Annotated in this window: 1 protein-coding gene; it reads left to right on the top strand. The window is 32.4% G+C overall.

Going from position 1 to position 352, the window contains the following annotated elements; all coding sequences use genetic code 11:
• Positions 1 to 99: 99 nt before the first annotated feature.
• Positions 100 to 352 (top strand): DUF1761 domain-containing protein (locus H4O21_RS28575; RefSeq protein ID WP_182812612.1); only part of this gene is annotated, 253 nt, incomplete at its 3' end.

Genomic DNA, 352 nt, shown 5'->3' with positions numbered 1-352 from the left:
CTCTTTAATCTAAAATTTTAATCTGTTTCAAAAGTTAAAAAAAACCTTCCGTTTTATTTTTTAGCTATATTTAGGTACTAACTATAACTTTTTAATATTATGGAAATTAATTTTTTAGCGATTTTAGTTGCTGCAATTTCAGCCTTAGTTGTTGGTTTTGTTTGGTACAATCCAAAAGTGTTTGGAACCGTTTGGATGAAAGCTGCTGACATGACCGAAGAAAAAATGAAAGGTGCCAATATGGGAAAAATATTCGGTATGGCTTTAGTCTTTGCATTATTATTAGCAATGAGTATGCTTACTCTAACCATTCATCAGTTTGGAGCTGCTGGTATGGTTGGTGGCGATGTTG

Origin of the sequence: Oceanospirillum sediminis, assembly GCF_014164585.1 — a bacterium.
GTDB lineage: Bacteria > Pseudomonadota > Gammaproteobacteria > Pseudomonadales > Halomonadaceae > Oceanospirillum > Oceanospirillum sediminis.
The sequence above is the reverse complement of the archived record's forward strand: the minus strand, read 5'-3'. Positions and strand labels throughout refer to the sequence as shown.